Source organism: Seohaeicola saemankumensis (assembly GCF_042678485.1).
In the GTDB taxonomy this organism is placed as follows: Bacteria; Pseudomonadota; Alphaproteobacteria; order Rhodobacterales; family Rhodobacteraceae; genus Seohaeicola; species Seohaeicola saemankumensis.
In genome coordinates this window covers 251,196-266,495 of record NZ_JBHTKR010000003.1, presented here as the reverse complement: position 1 = coordinate 266,495, position 15,300 = coordinate 251,196, and the positions used below count along the sequence as shown (strand labels likewise).

15 protein-coding genes are annotated in these 15,300 nt (G+C 63.2%); 2 read left to right on the top strand and 13 right to left on the bottom strand.

The features are described 5' to 3' along the window. The first annotated feature begins 6 nt into the window (after positions 1-6). Positions 7-897 carry a transglutaminase family protein gene (locus ACFQ3C_RS08170; RefSeq protein WP_380790389.1) on the top strand — a complete coding sequence of 297 codons (891 nt, stop codon included), beginning with the start codon at positions 7-9 and terminating at the stop codon, positions 895-897. On the opposite strand, the gene ACFQ3C_RS08165 is transcribed toward ACFQ3C_RS08170, so the two are convergent. The 12 genes from ACFQ3C_RS08165 to ACFQ3C_RS08110 form a co-directional block, all read right to left on the bottom strand. Then, positions 864-1,478, bottom strand: a complete 615-nt coding sequence (locus ACFQ3C_RS08165) for a Crp/Fnr family transcriptional regulator (RefSeq protein ID WP_380790386.1) — start codon at positions 1,476-1,478, stop codon at positions 864-866. The genes ACFQ3C_RS08170 and ACFQ3C_RS08165 overlap by 34 nt on opposite strands. A 308-nt stretch (positions 1,479-1,786) precedes the next feature. Then, entirely contained in the window at positions 1,787-2,947 is a 1,161-nt protein-coding gene (locus tag ACFQ3C_RS08160; protein ID WP_380790382.1) for an ABC transporter substrate-binding protein, read from the bottom strand. Positions 2,948-2,984: 37 nt separating this feature from the next. Then, the gene (locus ACFQ3C_RS08155; protein WP_380790380.1) at positions 2,985-4,874 is read right to left on the bottom strand and encodes an AMP-dependent synthetase/ligase; all 1,890 of its coding nucleotides are present in this window, start codon (positions 4,872-4,874) and stop codon (positions 2,985-2,987) included. 4 nt (positions 4,875-4,878) lie between these two features. Next, positions 4,879-5,652 carry an ABC transporter ATP-binding protein gene (locus ACFQ3C_RS08150; RefSeq protein ID WP_380790378.1) on the bottom strand — a complete coding sequence of 258 codons (774 nt, stop codon included), beginning with the start codon at positions 5,650-5,652 and terminating at the stop codon, positions 4,879-4,881. After that, on the bottom strand, positions 5,649-6,437 hold the full coding sequence (locus tag ACFQ3C_RS08145; RefSeq protein ID WP_380790376.1) for an ABC transporter ATP-binding protein: 789 nt from the start codon (positions 6,435-6,437) through the stop codon (positions 5,649-5,651). Before ACFQ3C_RS08145 ends, ACFQ3C_RS08150 begins: the two co-directional genes overlap by 4 nt. Further along, positions 6,434-7,516, bottom strand: a complete 1,083-nt coding sequence (locus ACFQ3C_RS08140; protein ID WP_380790373.1) for a branched-chain amino acid ABC transporter permease — start codon at positions 7,514-7,516, stop codon at positions 6,434-6,436. The genes ACFQ3C_RS08145 and ACFQ3C_RS08140 overlap by 4 nt, the downstream gene beginning before the upstream one ends. A 4-nt stretch (positions 7,517-7,520) precedes the next feature. Beyond that, on the bottom strand, positions 7,521-8,396 hold the full coding sequence (locus ACFQ3C_RS08135) for a branched-chain amino acid ABC transporter permease (RefSeq protein ID WP_380790370.1): 876 nt from the start codon (positions 8,394-8,396) through the stop codon (positions 7,521-7,523). Between the two features lie 332 nt (positions 8,397-8,728). Continuing rightward, a complete protein-coding gene (gene hpaH / locus ACFQ3C_RS08130; RefSeq protein WP_380790367.1) occupies positions 8,729-9,529 on the bottom strand; it encodes a 2-oxo-hept-4-ene-1,7-dioate hydratase in 801 nt (266 codons plus the stop codon). Further along, the gene (locus ACFQ3C_RS08125; protein WP_380790364.1) at positions 9,526-10,383 is read right to left on the bottom strand and encodes a fumarylacetoacetate hydrolase family protein; all 858 of its coding nucleotides are present in this window, start codon (positions 10,381-10,383) and stop codon (positions 9,526-9,528) included. Before ACFQ3C_RS08125 ends, hpaH begins: the two co-directional genes overlap by 4 nt. A gap of 46 nt (positions 10,384-10,429) precedes the next feature. Continuing rightward, positions 10,430-11,410, bottom strand: coding sequence for a 3,4-dihydroxyphenylacetate 2,3-dioxygenase (gene hpaD / locus ACFQ3C_RS08120; RefSeq protein ID WP_380790362.1), 981 nt, complete (start codon positions 11,408-11,410; stop codon positions 10,430-10,432). Between the two features lie 15 nt (positions 11,411-11,425). After that, on the bottom strand, positions 11,426-12,946 hold the full coding sequence (gene hpaE / locus ACFQ3C_RS08115) for a 5-carboxymethyl-2-hydroxymuconate semialdehyde dehydrogenase (RefSeq protein ID WP_380790360.1): 1,521 nt from the start codon (positions 12,944-12,946) through the stop codon (positions 11,426-11,428). 4 nt (positions 12,947-12,950) lie between these two features. Further along, complete coding sequence (locus ACFQ3C_RS08110) at positions 12,951-13,367, bottom strand: 5-carboxymethyl-2-hydroxymuconate isomerase (protein WP_380790358.1); 417 nt, start codon at positions 13,365-13,367, stop codon at positions 12,951-12,953. 108 nt (positions 13,368-13,475) lie between these two features. On the opposite strand from ACFQ3C_RS08110, the gene hpaR reads away from it, so the two are divergent. Continuing rightward, positions 13,476-13,922, top strand: coding sequence for a homoprotocatechuate degradation operon regulator HpaR (gene hpaR, locus ACFQ3C_RS08105; protein ID WP_380790356.1), 447 nt, complete (start codon positions 13,476-13,478; stop codon positions 13,920-13,922). 120 nt (positions 13,923-14,042) lie between these two features. On the opposite strand, the gene ACFQ3C_RS08100 is transcribed toward hpaR, so the two are convergent. Continuing rightward, a complete protein-coding gene (locus ACFQ3C_RS08100; RefSeq protein ID WP_380790353.1) occupies positions 14,043-15,284 on the bottom strand; it encodes a Tm-1-like ATP-binding domain-containing protein in 1,242 nt (413 codons plus the stop codon). Between the last annotated feature and the right edge of the window lie 16 nt (positions 15,285-15,300).

The window sequence follows — 15,300 nt, the reverse complement described above, 5'->3', positions numbered from 1 at the left end:
CGCCCGGTGATCTACGACATCAAGCTGAAGATCCGCTACGACTATACTGGCGCTGCGGCCGGCGGGCGGCAATTGGTGCGGGTCACGCCGCTGGATGTGCCTGGCCGCCAGAGGGTTGTCGCCAGCCTGATCGAGATCGCTCCGGATCCAGCCGAGCGGCGGTCATGGCGTGACTTCTTCGACAATCCCACTGTCGAATTCGCGCTGGGTGGCGCGCATGATCACGTCGATCTGACCCTCAAGGCGCGGGTGGAGCGGTTTCCCTCGGACGGGTGGCTGCCTCTCTCGATCCGCTGGTCTGACATGCCGAAGGAACTCGGAACCTGTCGTGACCTGGGCGCACGGTCGCCGCTGCATTTTGTTGCGCCATCCGTGCGGGTGCCGCATCTGCCCCGGATCGCCGACTATGCGGCCGGGATATGCAACGGTCTGGATAGCGATGTCACATGCCAGCAGGTGGTTCTGGCCATCGGCAATGCCCTGCACCGCGACATCCGGTTCGACGCCAGGGCGACGACCGTCGATACCCCGGTGGCCGAAGCCTTTGCCAAGCGACGCGGCGTCTGCCAGGACATGTCCCATATCATGATCGCGGCGCTGCGCAGTCTTGGCATACCGGCGGGCTATGTCAGTGGTTTCCTGCGGACGCTGCCGCCCCCTGGCAAGCCAAGGCTCGAGGGCGCAGATGCCATGCATGCCTGGGTCCGTGCCTGGTGCGGGCCTGAAACGGGATGGAGTGATTTCGACCCGACCAATGATTGTCTGGCCGGGATGGATCATATCGAGGTCGCCTGGGGCCGCGACTACGCCGATGTCTCTCCGGTCAAGGGGATGCTGCGCGTCGCCGGGGCGCAAAGCAGCCGTCAATCGGTGGATGTCATTCCCGTATCGGGCTGAAAGGCGGCGGCCTTCTGCCCTGCCAGTTTCAGTTCCAGCCCGACCCGGTCCAAGATGCGGATCTTTCCCTTTTCGATGGTGATCAACCCGTCCTCGCGCAGGCCCGCCAGCGCCCGGTTGATCGACTGGCGCGAGCAATTGGCCAGATTGGCGATATAGCCCTGGCTTTGCGTCACCTTGTCGTTGCGGTCCGCAAGCCGCAGCAGATAGGCGCAGATGCGTCTGTCCAGCGGGTAATTCTGATCGACGTATTTCCGCTCGTTGTCGCGCTGCAGGCGCCCCCTGGTGATACGCATGATGTTGCGCTGGATCAGCGGGTTTGCCAGATGCTGGACGAACAGATCGACCGGACAGGTCAGATAGGTGACCGACCCTACCGATGTGCAACTGGCCAGGCAGGGCTCGCGCGAGATGGTCTCGATCTCGCCAAGGGTCTCGCCCTCGCGGGCGTGATGAATGATCGCCACATGCCCGTTCGCGTTCATCCGTGAGATTTCGACGCATCCATGGGCGATCAGGACCGTTCCGGGCACCTCCGCGCCCTGTTGCAGCATGACCGTACCGGTGGGTACGGTTTTCATTTCACAATCATCCAGAAGTTTTGCAATATCTGCGGCGGTCATGTCCTGAAATAGATCTGATCTCGCAAGTTGTGGAAATTGCATGCTTAAACGCATCGCACAGCCCCCTCGCCATAGTCTGGTCATAGTGGCGAGAGGTCAGGGGAACTACAAGAGAGCCAACATCCTTTAATACAATTTTTCCGAGAAAAAAGGTGATGTTGACGGGGGCAGGACCCAATCTGATGTCGTGAAACCGCACGCATCCCGTGGGCCCCAGCAAAAAGGGGCGCCGAAGCGCCCCTTTCGATGGTAGATCGGTCACCGGATCATTCGCGACCGACAAGCTTCCACAGGCCGTTTTCGACAACCGAGATGGTGATGTCATTGGCGCCCTGGTGATTCTCGGGGCTGTACTTGATCTGGGTATCCAGCAAGTCGCTGTAGTATTCCAGACCTTCCATCGCCGCGCGGAAGCTGTCCTGCGTCAGGTCGGGACCTGCTGCTTCCAATGCGCGCACCACGGTGTCGGCGGCGTTGTAGCCAAGCATCGCAAAGCCGGTTGCGGGCTGACCAAAGGCGGCCTCGTACTCGGCGATGAACTTTGCAGGCGCGGGATCGTCACGGCGCGCTTGCAGGTCCACCCAGCCGGATGCGGCATAAAGACCATCGGTCACGCCACCGGGGACAGCGGCCACGGCCTCAAGGAAACCGGCCGAGGTGGCCAGAAACTTGACATCGGTCCAGCCCAGCTGCTTGGCGGTGCCCACAACGGTGATCCCTGCACGCACACCCAGCGCCATGGTCACGACCTCGCAGCCATCGGAACGCAGCTTCTGAACCGCACCCACGAATTCCTGCTCATCCGGCTTGTGGGTCGTTTCCGACACGAAGGTCATGCCCAGGCTTTCGGCCTGTTCCTTGGTCGCGTTCGAGATTTCCAGGCCGAAATCGGTCGGCAGATACATGGTGCAGACCTTGGTCAGCCCGTATTCCTTGGCCAGATAGCGCATGCCGGCGGTGGTCTGGTCATAATAGCTGGAAAAGCCCGTGAACTTGTTGTCGACCGGTTCCTTCAGCATCTCGCGCGCAGCCGTCAGCGGGTTGATGTTGAAGACACCCTTGGGGTCCATAAGCTGGAAACCCGCCAGGTTATGCGGCGTTCCAAGGCTCAGAAGATTGGCAAAGACCTGGTCGCGGTTGATCAGCTTGTTATAGGCCTGCGTCGATTTCGGCAGCTGATAGGCATGGTCCTCGACCACAAAGCGGATCTGGCGGCCATGGATGCCACCGGCCGCATTCACCTGGTCGAACTTGAGGTTGGCGCCATTGACGGCAGGCACGCCCACAGCGGCGAAGATGCCGGACAGGTCGTTGACCGAACCCAGCACCACTTCGGTATCGCTCACGCCCTGTGTCTGCGCCACGGCAGCCTGGGCCATACCCAGAGCAACCGCACCGGCAAAAAGCGATGTCATCATTTTCTTCATGTTTGGTCTCCTCCCAGAAACACCCCGATTGCGGGATTCATTTATACATATCATCGATCAGCGCCTTGTGGCGCTTTTCCACAAAGCTGCGGCGCAGTTTCATTGTCGCCGTCAGCTCTTCGTCCTCCGCCGTAAGCAGAACGTCGATCAGGCGGAAATCCTTGATCTGTTCCACGCGGGCGAATTCCTTGTTGACCTGCTCCACCTCGGCGCGGATCAGGTCCAGCACAGGTTCCGCACGGCACAGCGAGGCAAAATCCGAAAACGGCACCTTGTTGTCCTGTGCATATTTCTCGACGTTTTCCTGGTCGATCATGATCAGACAGGTCAGGAACTTGCGCTTGTCGCCGATCACCACCGCATCCGAGACGTAATGGCTGAACTTCAACCGGCTTTCGACCTCGGCCGGGGTGATGTTCTTGCCGCCTGCGGTGATGATGATGTCCTTCAGGCGGCCCGTGATGGTCAGGAACCCGTCATCGTCCAGCCGCCCGATATCGCCGGTGCGAAGCCAGCCGTCATCGGTATAGGTCTCGGCGGTTTTCTCGTTGTTGCGCCAGTAGCCCATGAAATTGTTCAGCCCGAGTGTCTGGATCTCGCCGTCATCCGCGATACGCAGTTTCACGCCGGGCACGGCGCGTCCCACGGTGCCGGGGCGGTTGTCATCCTCGGTGTTGACGGTGGCCAGGCCCGCGTTCTCGGTCATGCCGTAGCCTTCCAGCAGCGGCACACCGATGGCGCGGTACCACATCAGCAGGGCAGGGCTGATCGGTGCGGCGCCGGATGTGCCCTGCCGCAGACGGTCCAGCCCCAGCATCTGGCGCAGGTTCCGGAAGACCAGAAAATCGGCCAGTCTGTAACCCAAAGCGGTCATCGCGGGCACGGGTTTGCCCTGCTGCATCAGCGTGGCGCGCGTCATGCCCACGCCAAGGGCCGCCTTGAAGGCCAGCTTGCCCAGGGTGGTCGCTTCCATCGACAGCACCGTCACGCGGGAATAGACCTTTTCCCAGACCCGTGGCACGGCGGTGAAGACATGCGGGCTGACCTCGCGCAGGTTGTCGAACACCGTCTCGGGGCTTTCCGCGAAATTCACCGTGGATCGCACCGCCAGCGGGAAATAGATCGAACTGTCGCGTTCAAGGATATGGCACAGCGGCAGGAAACACAGCTGTTCGGCGCTGGAATCCGTGGGCAGGGCACGGATGCCACCCTCGATCGCCGCCATGATGTTCTCATGGCTCAGCATCGCGCCCTTGGGCGCGCCCGTGGTGCCGGATGTATAGATCAGCAGGGCGATATCGCCGGCCTGCGCCTTTTCGATCTCGGCCTCGAACAGCTTGGGATGCTCGGCCAGATGCAACCGGCCCAGATCGTAAAGCTCCTCCAGGAAAAGGAACCGCTCGCCCTTCAGATCGTGCAGGCCCTCATCCTCCAGGATGATGACCTTTTCAACCGTCGGCGCGCCGTCAGGGATTTCCAGGAACTTGTCCAGCTGCTCTTCGTTCTCGACGATCAGGAACTGGGTGTCGCTGTCCTTCAGGATATAGGCAAGCTGGCTGGAACTGTCGGTCGTATAGACCCCCGACGAAATGCCGCCCACGCATTGAATGCCCATGTCGGCATAAAGCCATTCCTTGCGGTCTTCGGACAGGATCGACACGACACGGCCGCGTTCCAGCCCCAGACGCAGAAGGCCAAGACCGATCAGCCGGGCATGGTTCCAGTAATCGGACCAGCTATAGGCTTTCCAGATACCCAGGTCCTTCTCGCGATGCGCGGTGCGGCTGCCCAGCGTGCTGCAGCGCGACTGGAACAGGGCGGGCAGGGTGGTGCATCCGTCGATCACCAGCGGGCGCTGGCCCGGTGTCGCGTTCAGCGAGACACCGTTGACAACCTCTTGCGGCTGGATGGGATCGTGCTTTGTCATAGCCTTACCTCCATGTCTTCTTGCGCTTCCAGCGGCGTTCGCCGCGCGCGCCTTCGGTGTCATGGCCCAGATAGAAGCTCTGGATATCCTCCGACGCGGCCAGGCGGTCGGCGGTGCCCGACATCACGATCCGGCCCAGTTCCATGACGTAACCATCGTCGGCCAGATCCAGCGCCACGGCGGCGTTCTGTTCCACCAGCATCATCGTCACGCCTTCATCCTGGTTAAGGCGTTTCAGGATCGCAAAGATCTCCTGCGTCAGCAGCGGCGACAGGCCAAGGCTGGGCTCGTCCAGCAGCATGATCTTGGGCCGCAGCATCAGCCCGCGCCCGATCGCCAGCATCTGCTGTTGCCCGCCTGACAGGGTGCCCGCCTCCTGCTTGCGGCGCTCGGCAAGGATGGGGAAATAGTTGAACACCAGATCCCGGTCGCGCGCGATCTCGGCCTTGTCGCTGCGCGTATAGGCCCCCAGTGCCAGGTTTTCCTCGACCGTCAGCAGGGGGAAGACCTCGCGCCCTTCGGGCACATGCACGATACCAGCCTTGACCACGCGGTGCGGCTCCCATCCCTGGATCTCCTGACCCTCGAAGATGATCTTGCCCTTTTCCGGGTCCATGATCCCGGAAATGGTTTTCAGCAACGTGGTCTTGCCCGCGCCATTGGCGCCCAGCACGGTGACGACGCGCCCCTTTCGAACCTCAAGGCTGACCCCCCGGATCGCCATGATCGGGCCGTAGAATGTCTCAAGATTGCGGACTTCCAGCAGAAGGTCACTCATGCCACCTTACCCCCTTTGCTGACCGCGTTGGTGCCCAGATAGGCCTCGATCACCTTCGGATGCGACTGCACCTCGGCGGGTGTGCCTTCGGCCAGTTTCGCGCCATCGGCCAGCGCCAGCACGCGGTCGCAGACCTTGCCGACAAGGCCCATGTCATGCTCGACCATCAGAACGGTGATCCCCATGTGGCGACGAATGTCGTCGATCCACCAGCGCATGTTCTGCGTCTCTTCGACCGACAGGCCCGAGGCAGGCTCGTCCAACAGCAACAGCCGCGGCTTCGATGCCAGCGCACGCCCCAGTTCCACCACCTTGCGCACACCGTAAGGAAGGCCCGCGATGCGCGAATTGCGGTAGGGTTGCAGGTCCAGAAAGTCGATCACCTCTTCCACCGCGTGGCGATGCTCGCGCTCCTCGGCGCGCACCGACGGCAGATGCAGCATCTGCGCGATCATGTTGGTCTTGCGGTGCCGATGCCGTCCCACCAGCAGGTTCTGCAACACGGTCGCCTGATGGAACAGCTCGATATTCTGGAAGGTGCGTGCGATGCCCAGGTTCGGCACCTCATGCGGGGCCATCTTCAGCACATCCTTGCCATCGAACCGGATCGACCCGGTGACCGGCGTGTAGAAGCGCGAGATCAGGTTGAACACGGTCGACTTGCCCGCACCATTGGGGCCGACCAGCGCAAAGACCTGGCCTTCCTCGACCGACATCGACAGATCGTTCACCGCCGTCAGACCGCCGAATTTCAGCGTGACACTGTCCAGTTCCAGCAAACTCATCTCAGCCGCTCCGTCTTGAGGTAGCTTTTCTGCCGCTTGAACATGTCCTTGCGGGCAAAGGGGAACAGCTCAAGGAAGGTGCGGATCTTCAGCCAGCGCCCGTACAGGCCCATCGGCTCGAACAGGATGAACAGGATTAGGATCACCCCGAAAACCCCCGATTCCAGACCGGGGATCGCGACGCCGCGCCCGAACAGGTCCGTCGTCATCGACAGGACCTGCGGCAGGAAGGCGATGACCACCGCCCCCAGAAACGCCCCGTGGATGAAGCCAAGCCCGCCCACCACGATCATCATCAGCAGCTGGATCGACAGCAGGAAATTGAAGGTCTCGTTGTTGAAAGCGCCCGCGAACAGGCCCATCAGCGCCCCGCCCAGCCCCGTGATCGCGCAGGAGATGCCGAAGGCGATCGTCTTGGTCTGCGCCACGTTGACACCCATGGCCTGCGCTGAAATCTCGCTGTCGCGCACGGCGGCAAAGGCTCGGCCCAGCGGCGCGCGCAGCAGATTGCGATAGAACAGCGTGACCATCAGCACCACGGCCAGGGTCAGGTAATACCATTCGATCGGGTTGTTCCAGCGGCTGATCTCATAGCCGAACAGGTCGATCGGCGGCGACATCTTGCCATTCACCCCGTCGGTCCATTCCTTCAGCAGCACGATGATGTCATCGGCCAGGATCGCCAGCGCCAGCGTGGCGATGGCCAGATAGACGCCATGCAGCTTCAGCGCCGGAATGGCGATCAGCGCGCCAACCACGCCGGTGATCACCCCCGCCAGCAGGAAGGCCAGCACGAAGGGCACATTGGCCTCCATCATCAGAACGCAGGAATAGCATCCCAGCGCCATGAAGGCCGAATGCCCCAGGCTGACCTGTCCCGTCTGTCCGGTCAACAGCATCAGCCCCAACCCGGCAATCGCCCAGATCAGCACGTTTGTCGCCTCGCCCAGGAAGAACGGGTCGATCATCAGCGGAAGCGCCAGGGCCAGCACCAGCAGGGCCGCATAAAGGCTGAAGGTCCACCCATCCTCGAACAGGCGGATGTCCTGGTCGTAATCTGTCTTGAAATGGAATCTCATCGGCTCAGACCTTCTTCGCTCGGACCTGTGCGAACAGGCCATGGGGGCGGAACAGCAGGACTGCGATCAGCAGGGCGTAAGGCGCGATCTGGCTCCAGCCCGGCGGCAGGTAGCGCGAGGCGAAAGGCTCGATCACGCCCACGATCAGCCCGCCCAGCAGCGCGCCGGGCAAACTGCCGAACCCGCCGATCACAGCGGCGGCAAAGGCCTTGATCCCGATGAAGCCCGCAGTCGGGTCCAGCGCCCCCTTCGAGGCGTAGAGGATACCTGCCACAGCGGCCACGATTCCCGCCAGCGCCCAGACCATGCCCTGAATGCGCTTGACCGGAATGCCCATGTAATAGGCCGCCATCTGGTTCTGGCTGGCCGCCTGCATGGCCAGGCCCATCTTGGTGCGCTGAAAGAACTGCCACAGCAGGAAGGTCATGATCAGGGTCACGATGATGACAGCAATATCGGCAAGGCCAAGCACCAGCTCTCCGATGCGGACATCGCCCAGCGCCAGCGGCGAACGCAGCGATTGCGGCTCATGCCCCCAGATCTCTCCCACGGCAAAACGGATCACGAAACCCAGCGCGATGGTCACGATGATCACCGCCACCTGGCTTTGCCCGAAGACGGCGCGCAGCACCACGATATCCAGCAGGTAGCCCAGCACGCCCATGATCAGAAAGACCAGCGGCAGCGCCAGCCAGAACGGGATGCCCGCATATTCCGGATTGACCAGCCCAAGGGTCACGAAAGCGCCCAGCATCATGAAATCGCCCTGGGCGAAATTCACGGCCTCCGTCGCCTTGTAGATCAGCACGAAGCCCAGCGCGATCAGGCCGTAGACACAGCCATTCGCAAGCCCGCTGATCAGAAGTTGCAAAACCTCCACGCGATCCTCCCTGTTTTGCGGCCCTTGCTTGTGATGCAGGGTGCCCCGGCTTTGCGCCGTTATGCTTTTCCCTGCGGTCGGCCCTCCTCCAAAAAGGCCGGCGCGGGGTCCGAGGCGATGGGGTCCTGCACCCAATGGTAGAACAGGCACCCGTCCCGGATTGGCCTTCACTCTCCATGTTTACCCAAATCCGTCAACAGATTTGCCCCTGCCTGACGCAGCGGAACACAGCTTTTCGGGATAAAATTCCGCATCGCGGACGTACAAGCGTCCGATAAGGGGGGGCTGCCAAGGGGCCTGCGGGTCAGCCGGCAGTCAAATCGCCTGTCATCTCAAGCGAAATTCACCGCAACCTGGCCGAAACTGCCGAAATCGGCGGCGATGCTGCTGCCGGGCGGGCATTCCACGGGCCGGATGAAGCTGCCCGACAGGATCACCTGCCCCGCCTCGATCCGCTGACCATACATCGCCATCCGCCGTGCCAGCCAGCCCACGGCCAGGGCGGGGTCGTTCAGAACGCCAGCGCCAAGGCCTGTCTCCTCGACCTCGCCGTTGCAACTCAGGATCGCGCCAACCCACCGCAGATCAACCGCATCCACGGCATGGCGCTGCGCGCCCATCACGATCCCCGCGTTGGCGGCATTATCGGCGATCGTGTCGAAAATCTTGCGCGTCTGCCCGGTCGCGGGATCGGCACGCAGGATGCGCGTGTCCAATATCTCCAGCGCGGGGGCCACGTAATCGGTCGCGGCAACCACGTCGGCCCGTGTCACATTCTCGCCCGCCAGGGGGGCTTTCATGACAAAAGCGATCTCGGCCTCGACCCGAGGCTGGATGAAACGCCCGCGCGGCACGGTCGCGCCGCTCTCGAACAGCATGTCATCGGTCATCATGCCGCTGTCCGGGATGTCGATATTCAACGCCGCCTGCATCGCCTTGGAGGTCAGGCCGATTTTCCACCCGATCACCCGCCTCCCTGCCGCGATACGCCGCGCCACCAACGCCTTTTGCACCGCATAGGCGTCATCCATGGTCATGCCGGGATGCGCCAGCGACAAAAGCCCGATCTGCTGGCCGGTTTCCTCGGCCTGAAACAGCGCCTCGGCCGCTGCGGAAATCTGCTCTGGCGTCATGCCTCGTCCTCCACGGTGTTGCGCAATATGCCGATGCCTTCGGCCTCCACCTCGACCACGTCGCCCGGCACCAGGTAGCGTGGCGGGTCGAAGCGCGCGCCCGCGCCGGTGGGTGTGCCCGTCACGATGATGTCGCCGGGGCTCAGCGTGGTGAAGGTCGAGATATAGGCGATCTGCCGCGCCACCGGAAACAGCATGCGCCCGGTGCGGTCATCCTGCCGGACCTCGCCATTCACCCGCGTCTGCAAATGCACATCGGTGATCTGGGCATGATCCCGGAACGGCACGATCCATGGCCCCATCGCCCCCGACCGGTCCCAGTTCTTGCCCTGCGTCACGTTGAACTTCGCATGGCGCACCCAGTCGCGCAGCGTGCCCTCGTTGCACAGGGTCAGCGCCGCGATATGATCCAGCGCCGCGCCTTCCGCGATCCGCCGCCCGCCCTTGCCGATCACCACGGCGATCTCGCCCTCGTAATCCAGTTGTGGTGTCTCCGGCGGGCGGATCAGCGCTTGGCCATGCCCGGTAAAGGACCGCGGAAACCGTATGAACAGCGACATGTTCGGCGGCGCCTCTTGCCCGTCCTTGTATTCGGCGTTCCGGTCGGGAAAGTTCACGCCGACGCAGATGATCTTCTCCGGCGCGGGGATCGGGATGTCCCAGGCGAAATCCCCGTCAGCATGCGTGACCGCGCGCCCCTGCGCCGCCACCTCCAGCGCGCCCAGCGCATCCGCCGCGATCACCTCGCGCAAGCTCGGCCATTGGGGGAAATCATCCGACAGCGCGACAATACCGCCCTCGATCACCGCCCCGTAGACCTGCCGCCCCCCGGCGATTACCGTCGCAAACCGCATCCGCGCACCCTCCGCTTCATCGTTCCTCAAATACTCAAGTCCGACCTCACGGCGCAATGATCGGTTGCGCCGTGAGGCGGGACTCCACAAGCTCTGCCGCCTCGAACAGACTGCCCTCCTCGAACCAGCTGCGCGGTGCCGGTGCGCCCCACAGGGTCTGGCGCTGCGGATCGGTCAGGCTCCAGCGGATCGGCTCCAGGTCCGGGTCGACCGTCTGGTAGTCCGAGCTGTAGATCTCGATCCGATGCCCGTCCGGGTCACGGATATAGAGGAAAAACGCGTTCGAAATCCCGTGCCGCCCCGGCCCCCGCTCGATATTGCCGACGTAGCCAGTGGTCGACATCAGATCCAGCAGGTCGATGATCGCCAGCGGGTTCGGCACCCAGAAGGCGGTATGGTGCAGGCGCGGACCGGTCCCGTTGGTAAAGGCCACGTCATGCACCCCGCCCTTGCGATGCATCCACGCCGCCCAGAGTTTTCCGGTCTCGTCATCCTCGGTATATTCGGTCGTGCGGAACCCCAGTTCGGTATAGAAGGCGACGCTGGCATCCACATCGCTGGCGAACATGTTGAAATGGTCGATCCTGAGCGGCTTGACCCCCCTGTAGAGGGCATATTTCTGGTGGATCGGCGGCAACCTGTCCATCTTGACGTAAAATTCCAGAGGCACGCCGAAAGGATCGCGCGTCCGCAGGGTGCGACCCATGTACGGGCGTTCGATCCAGTCCACCGGCAGTCCCTTGCCGCGAAAGAACGCCTCGGCCCGGTCCAGATCGGGTTCGTCATAAAGCTTGAAGCCCAGCACACGGGCGCAGGCGGTGCCTGCCTGGCGCAGGGCGATACAGTGATGCCCGCGTTCTTCCATTGCGCGCAAATAGATGCTGTCGCCGTCCTCATGCGTGACCTGCAGGCCCAGCGTGTCCACGTAGAAGGCGCGCGACGCCGCCAGGTCGGTCACGCCATATTCCACATGGGACAGGCGGACGATGTTGAAGGGCGGGTACAGAACCGGGGCAGGAACGGGCATGTCGATACCTCCTTTTCAGGCGCCAAGCCGGGGAATGGGATGTTGGCCGATGGCCAGGCCGATGTGTTTCTGCTCCATGTAGAAGTCAAAGGACCAGTCGCCGCCATCGCGGCCGATGCCGCTGGCCTTCACACCGCCAAACGGCGTGGGAAGGTGGCGCACGTTTTCCGAATTCACCCAGATCATCCCGGCCTCCAGCGCATGGGTCACGCGCAAGGCGCGGGTCAGGTCATTGGTCCAGACATAGGCGGTCAGCCCGTAGGCCACGCCATTGGCGATCTCCAGCGCCTGGTCCTCGGTGTCAAAGGGAATGGCTGTCAGGACAGGGCCGAAGATTTCCTCCTGTGCGATCCGCATGTCGGCCCGCGCGCCCGTGAACAGCGTCGGGCGCACGTAATGACCGGGCTGGTCCAGCGCCGCGCCCCCGGCCGCGATCATCGCGCCATCGGCGCGCGCCACGTCGAAATAGCTGCAGACCTTGTCGAAATGCACCTTGTGGATCAGCGGCCCCACTTCGGTGGCCGGGTCCAGCGGATGGCCGACCTTGATCCGGTTGACCCGCTCCACCAGCTTTGCGGTGAAATCATCGGCGATCGAGGATTGCACCAGCAGCCGCGACGACGATGTGCAGCGTTCCCCGTTCAGCGAATAGATCATGAAGATCGCCGCATCCAGCGCGCGGTCCAGATCGGCATCGTCAAAGACGATCACGGGGTTCTTGCCCCCCAGTTCGAAATGCACCCGCTTGAGGGTATCCGCCCCCTGCTTCATGATCATCGAACCGGTCTTGGACTCGCCCACAAAGGCAATCGCCTTGATGTCGGGATGTTCGGTCAGCGCGCGCCCCGCCTCTTCGCCCAACCCGTTGACAAGGTTCCATACACCGGGGGGAAGGCCCGCGTCTTCCGCGATTTCCAGCAGGATGCGGGCGGTAACGGGGCTGAACTCGGCCGGTTTGTGCACCACGGTGCAACCGGCGGCCAGGGCGGGCGCGATCTTCCATGTGGACAGCATGAACGGCGTGTTCCAGGGCGTGATCACCCCCACCGGGCCGATAGGCACGCGGGTGGTAATGTTCATCAAGGTGGGCGAGGGCAGGTGCTGTCCGTCGCGCGCCGACAGGGCCTTGTCGGCGAAGAAGCGGAAGTTTTCCGCCCCGCGCAGCGCCGCCTTGGACATGAAGCGCAGCGCCTGCCCCGTGTCCCAGCACTCGGCCAGCGCGATCTCTTCGGCGCGCGCCACGATCCCGTCCGCGATCTTGTGCAGGATCTTCTTGCGGGCCGCGGCCTCCATGTCGCGCCAGGCCGGAAAAGCCGCTTTCGCAGCCGCGGCGGCAGCGTCGATATCGGCGGCGGTCCCGCGCGCGACCTGGCAGATCAGGCTTTCATCGACGGGAGAGTGATTGGCGAAGGTCGCGCCATTGGACGCCGGACAATCATGCCCCCCGATCCGGTTCATCACGCCTTGTGCGGCGATCCGGTCCAGGATCGGGCGAAGCTTGGCAAGGTTGGAATCACGCGCGGTGGTGTCGGTCATGGGGTCAGCCCTTCGGGGTCTCGGATGCCGTTGTGGGGTCGGCAGGCATGTGATCACGGGTCGTTCCTGCCTTGGGTGACAGGGCGGGGTCGATGTCGCGCATCTCGAAGGACAGCGCGAGCGAGCGTTGCGCCATCACATGGGCCAGAAACCCTTCGGCTGCGGAAAATATGTGCGCCGTTGCCCGTTCCCGTGTGGCCAGGTCGCGCCCGCCGCGCAGCCGCACCCCGATATCGATATAGCCATGATCGGGGTTGCCGTCGGCGATGCTGACATGGCTGGCGGCAAAGGCGCGCACCCGGACCCCGGCCGCCGGAAACTCGCCCGTCTCGATCGCGGAGCGGCGCAGGGTGTCACAGAGCGCTGCGATATCGACCTCCGGCTCAAGGTTGGGCGAATAATCTATGGTGATATGCGGCATGACTCCCTCCCCGGATCTTGCTATTAACATGTTAAGTAAACTATCGGTTGCGTCAAGTCCTGATATTGCCTGCGGGGCGTTTTCGGGGCAGATAGAACCATGGACATCATGCGCGACACTGCACCCGAAACCAATCGCTCCCTTCCCATCGCGCTTCTGCGGGCGCGGGAAAAGGTCATGGGACCAATCCGCGCCATGCTGGCCGATGTGGGCGTGACCGAACAGCAATGGCGCGTGCTGCGTGTTCTGGCCGAGCGCGGCACGCTGGACCCGACCGAAATCGCGGACAGATCCTGCCTGCTGATGCCCAGCCTGACGCGTATCCTGCAAACCCTGACAACCAAGGGCCTGATCACCCGCGAGGCGCATCCGACCGACCGCCGCCGCCAGTTGGTGACGATCACGGCAGCAGGGCGGCAGCTGATCGCCGACAACCTCAAGGAAAGCCAGCGGCTGAACGCCTGGCTGCGCGAAAGCTTTGGTGCCGACAAGCTGGATGCGCTGCTGGATCTGCTGAACGAGCTTGACGCGCTGGACCGTGACCCGCGCGGTTGAGGCGGGCCTGGCCCGGTTAGGAAAAAAGGGGGGGCTCTGCCCCCTACGTCGAACTTCGTTCGACGCCTCCCCCGGGATATTTGGGGCAAGAAGAAGCGGAAAGCGGTGCGGCGCGCCTGATCAGGCGATGACGATCCCGCGCGCGACCCAGTCGTCGAAAATCTCCAGCACCTTTTGGCAAAAACCCGGATCGTTGATGTGGCAATCAAGACTGTGCAGCGTTGTATTGGCGGGCATGGCCTGTTCCATCGCGCAACAAAAGGCCGCCAGGCCTTCGGCATCATGCAGCGGGCCATCGGGGCGATCCCATTCGTTGCACCCTGCGCGCGGCAGGATGAAAGCGGAAGGCCCGGTGGCCGTGGCCAGCTTTTCGGCATAGACGCCCGCGATCTCGCGCCGCTCGTCCGGGGTCAGGATGGTCGAGGTCAGCAGCCGGTTATGGTCATGGGTGGGCCGGCCTGCCAGGCGCGGCGGCACGGGTTGCCAGCCGATCAGGTCCACAAGGTCATAGCAGGCTGGTGCGACGATCTGCGGGATGCCGCGCCGCCCGGCATTTGTCATCCGGTCAGCCCCGGCGGAAATGCCCGATCCCATGTGATGATTGACGATTTCCTGCGTGGCGAAATCCATCACGCAGGCAAAGGCCCCTTCGGCCGCCAGCGATTCGAACGCGCGCCCGCCCATCCCGGTGGCGTGGAACACGGCAACCTCGAACCCGCGCGCCTCGAGTGCGGGTTTCAGATGCACCATGTAATGCAGGATCGTCTTGCCAAAGCTGGTCATCCCGATCAGCGGGCGGTCCCGCTTCGGCGGCTCGACCGCCCGCGCCGCGCCCAGAACGGCCCCCGCCGCCTGGCTGAGCGAGGATTTGCACACGGAATTGAGGCCATAAAGCCCCCCGGCCCAGAGGATCATCTGGATATCCGCTGCGATCCGTTCGGGCGGCAGCATGGCGGAAAAGCTGACCGTCGAGACCACGTATTTCGGCACGCCCAGCGGCAGCGCCGCGCAGAGGTCCAGCGCAAGATCCGTGCCCATCGTGCCGCCCAGCACGATCACCCCGTCGATCCGCCCCTCGGTGTGAAGCTGCCGGGCCAGCATGGCCGCGCCCCGCGCCATGATCTGCATCGCGACATTCTCGTCTCCGCTGTCGATCGCCGCCTGGATGGTGCTGCCACCTGCCGCGGCCACCTGATGCTTGGATATGTCCGTGGGCGCCTTTGGATCCCCCAGAACCGAGACATCCATGGACAGAACCCCGCCCCCCTGCGCGCGAATGCGGCCCGACAGATAGGACAGCTCGTCATCCTTGGTGTCATAGGTGCCGACGACGAGGATGGTCTTGTCTGAGGCGGTGGTCATGCGGTCCTCCGGGTTT

What these genes read in the sequence shown, in the direction of transcription:
- ACFQ3C_RS08165 (WP_380790386.1), bottom strand. Translation starts at nt 1,478, where the DNA reads ATGAAAACCGTACCCACCGGTACGGTCATGCTGCAACAGGGCGCGGAG.
- ACFQ3C_RS08160 (WP_380790382.1), bottom strand. Translation starts at nt 2,947, where the DNA reads ATGAAGAAAATGATGACATCGCTTTTTGCCGGTGCGGTTGCTCTGGGT.
- ACFQ3C_RS08155 (WP_380790380.1), bottom strand. Translation starts at nt 4,874, where the DNA reads ATGACAAAGCACGATCCCATCCAGCCGCAAGAGGTTGTCAACGGTGTC.
- ACFQ3C_RS08150 (WP_380790378.1), bottom strand. Translation starts at nt 5,652, where the DNA reads ATGAGTGACCTTCTGCTGGAAGTCCGCAATCTTGAGACATTCTACGGC.
- ACFQ3C_RS08145 (WP_380790376.1), bottom strand. Translation starts at nt 6,437, where the DNA reads ATGAGTTTGCTGGAACTGGACAGTGTCACGCTGAAATTCGGCGGTCTG.
- ACFQ3C_RS08140 (WP_380790373.1), bottom strand. Translation starts at nt 7,516, where the DNA reads ATGAGATTCCATTTCAAGACAGATTACGACCAGGACATCCGCCTGTTC.
- hpaH (WP_380790367.1), bottom strand. Translation starts at nt 9,529, where the DNA reads ATGACGCCAGAGCAGATTTCCGCAGCGGCCGAGGCGCTGTTTCAGGCC.
- ACFQ3C_RS08125 (WP_380790364.1), bottom strand. Translation starts at nt 10,383, where the DNA reads ATGCGGTTTGCGACGGTAATCGCCGGGGGGCGGCAGGTCTACGGGGCG.
- hpaD (WP_380790362.1), bottom strand. Translation starts at nt 11,410, where the DNA reads ATGCCCGTTCCTGCCCCGGTTCTGTACCCGCCCTTCAACATCGTCCGC.
- hpaE (WP_380790360.1), bottom strand. Translation starts at nt 12,946, where the DNA reads ATGACCGACACCACCGCGCGTGATTCCAACCTTGCCAAGCTTCGCCCG.
- ACFQ3C_RS08110 (WP_380790358.1), bottom strand. Translation starts at nt 13,367, where the DNA reads ATGCCGCATATCACCATAGATTATTCGCCCAACCTTGAGCCGGAGGTC.
- hpaR (WP_380790356.1), top strand. Translation starts at nt 13,476, where the DNA reads ATGCGCGACACTGCACCCGAAACCAATCGCTCCCTTCCCATCGCGCTT.
- ACFQ3C_RS08100 (WP_380790353.1), bottom strand. Translation starts at nt 15,284, where the DNA reads ATGACCACCGCCTCAGACAAGACCATCCTCGTCGTCGGCACCTATGAC.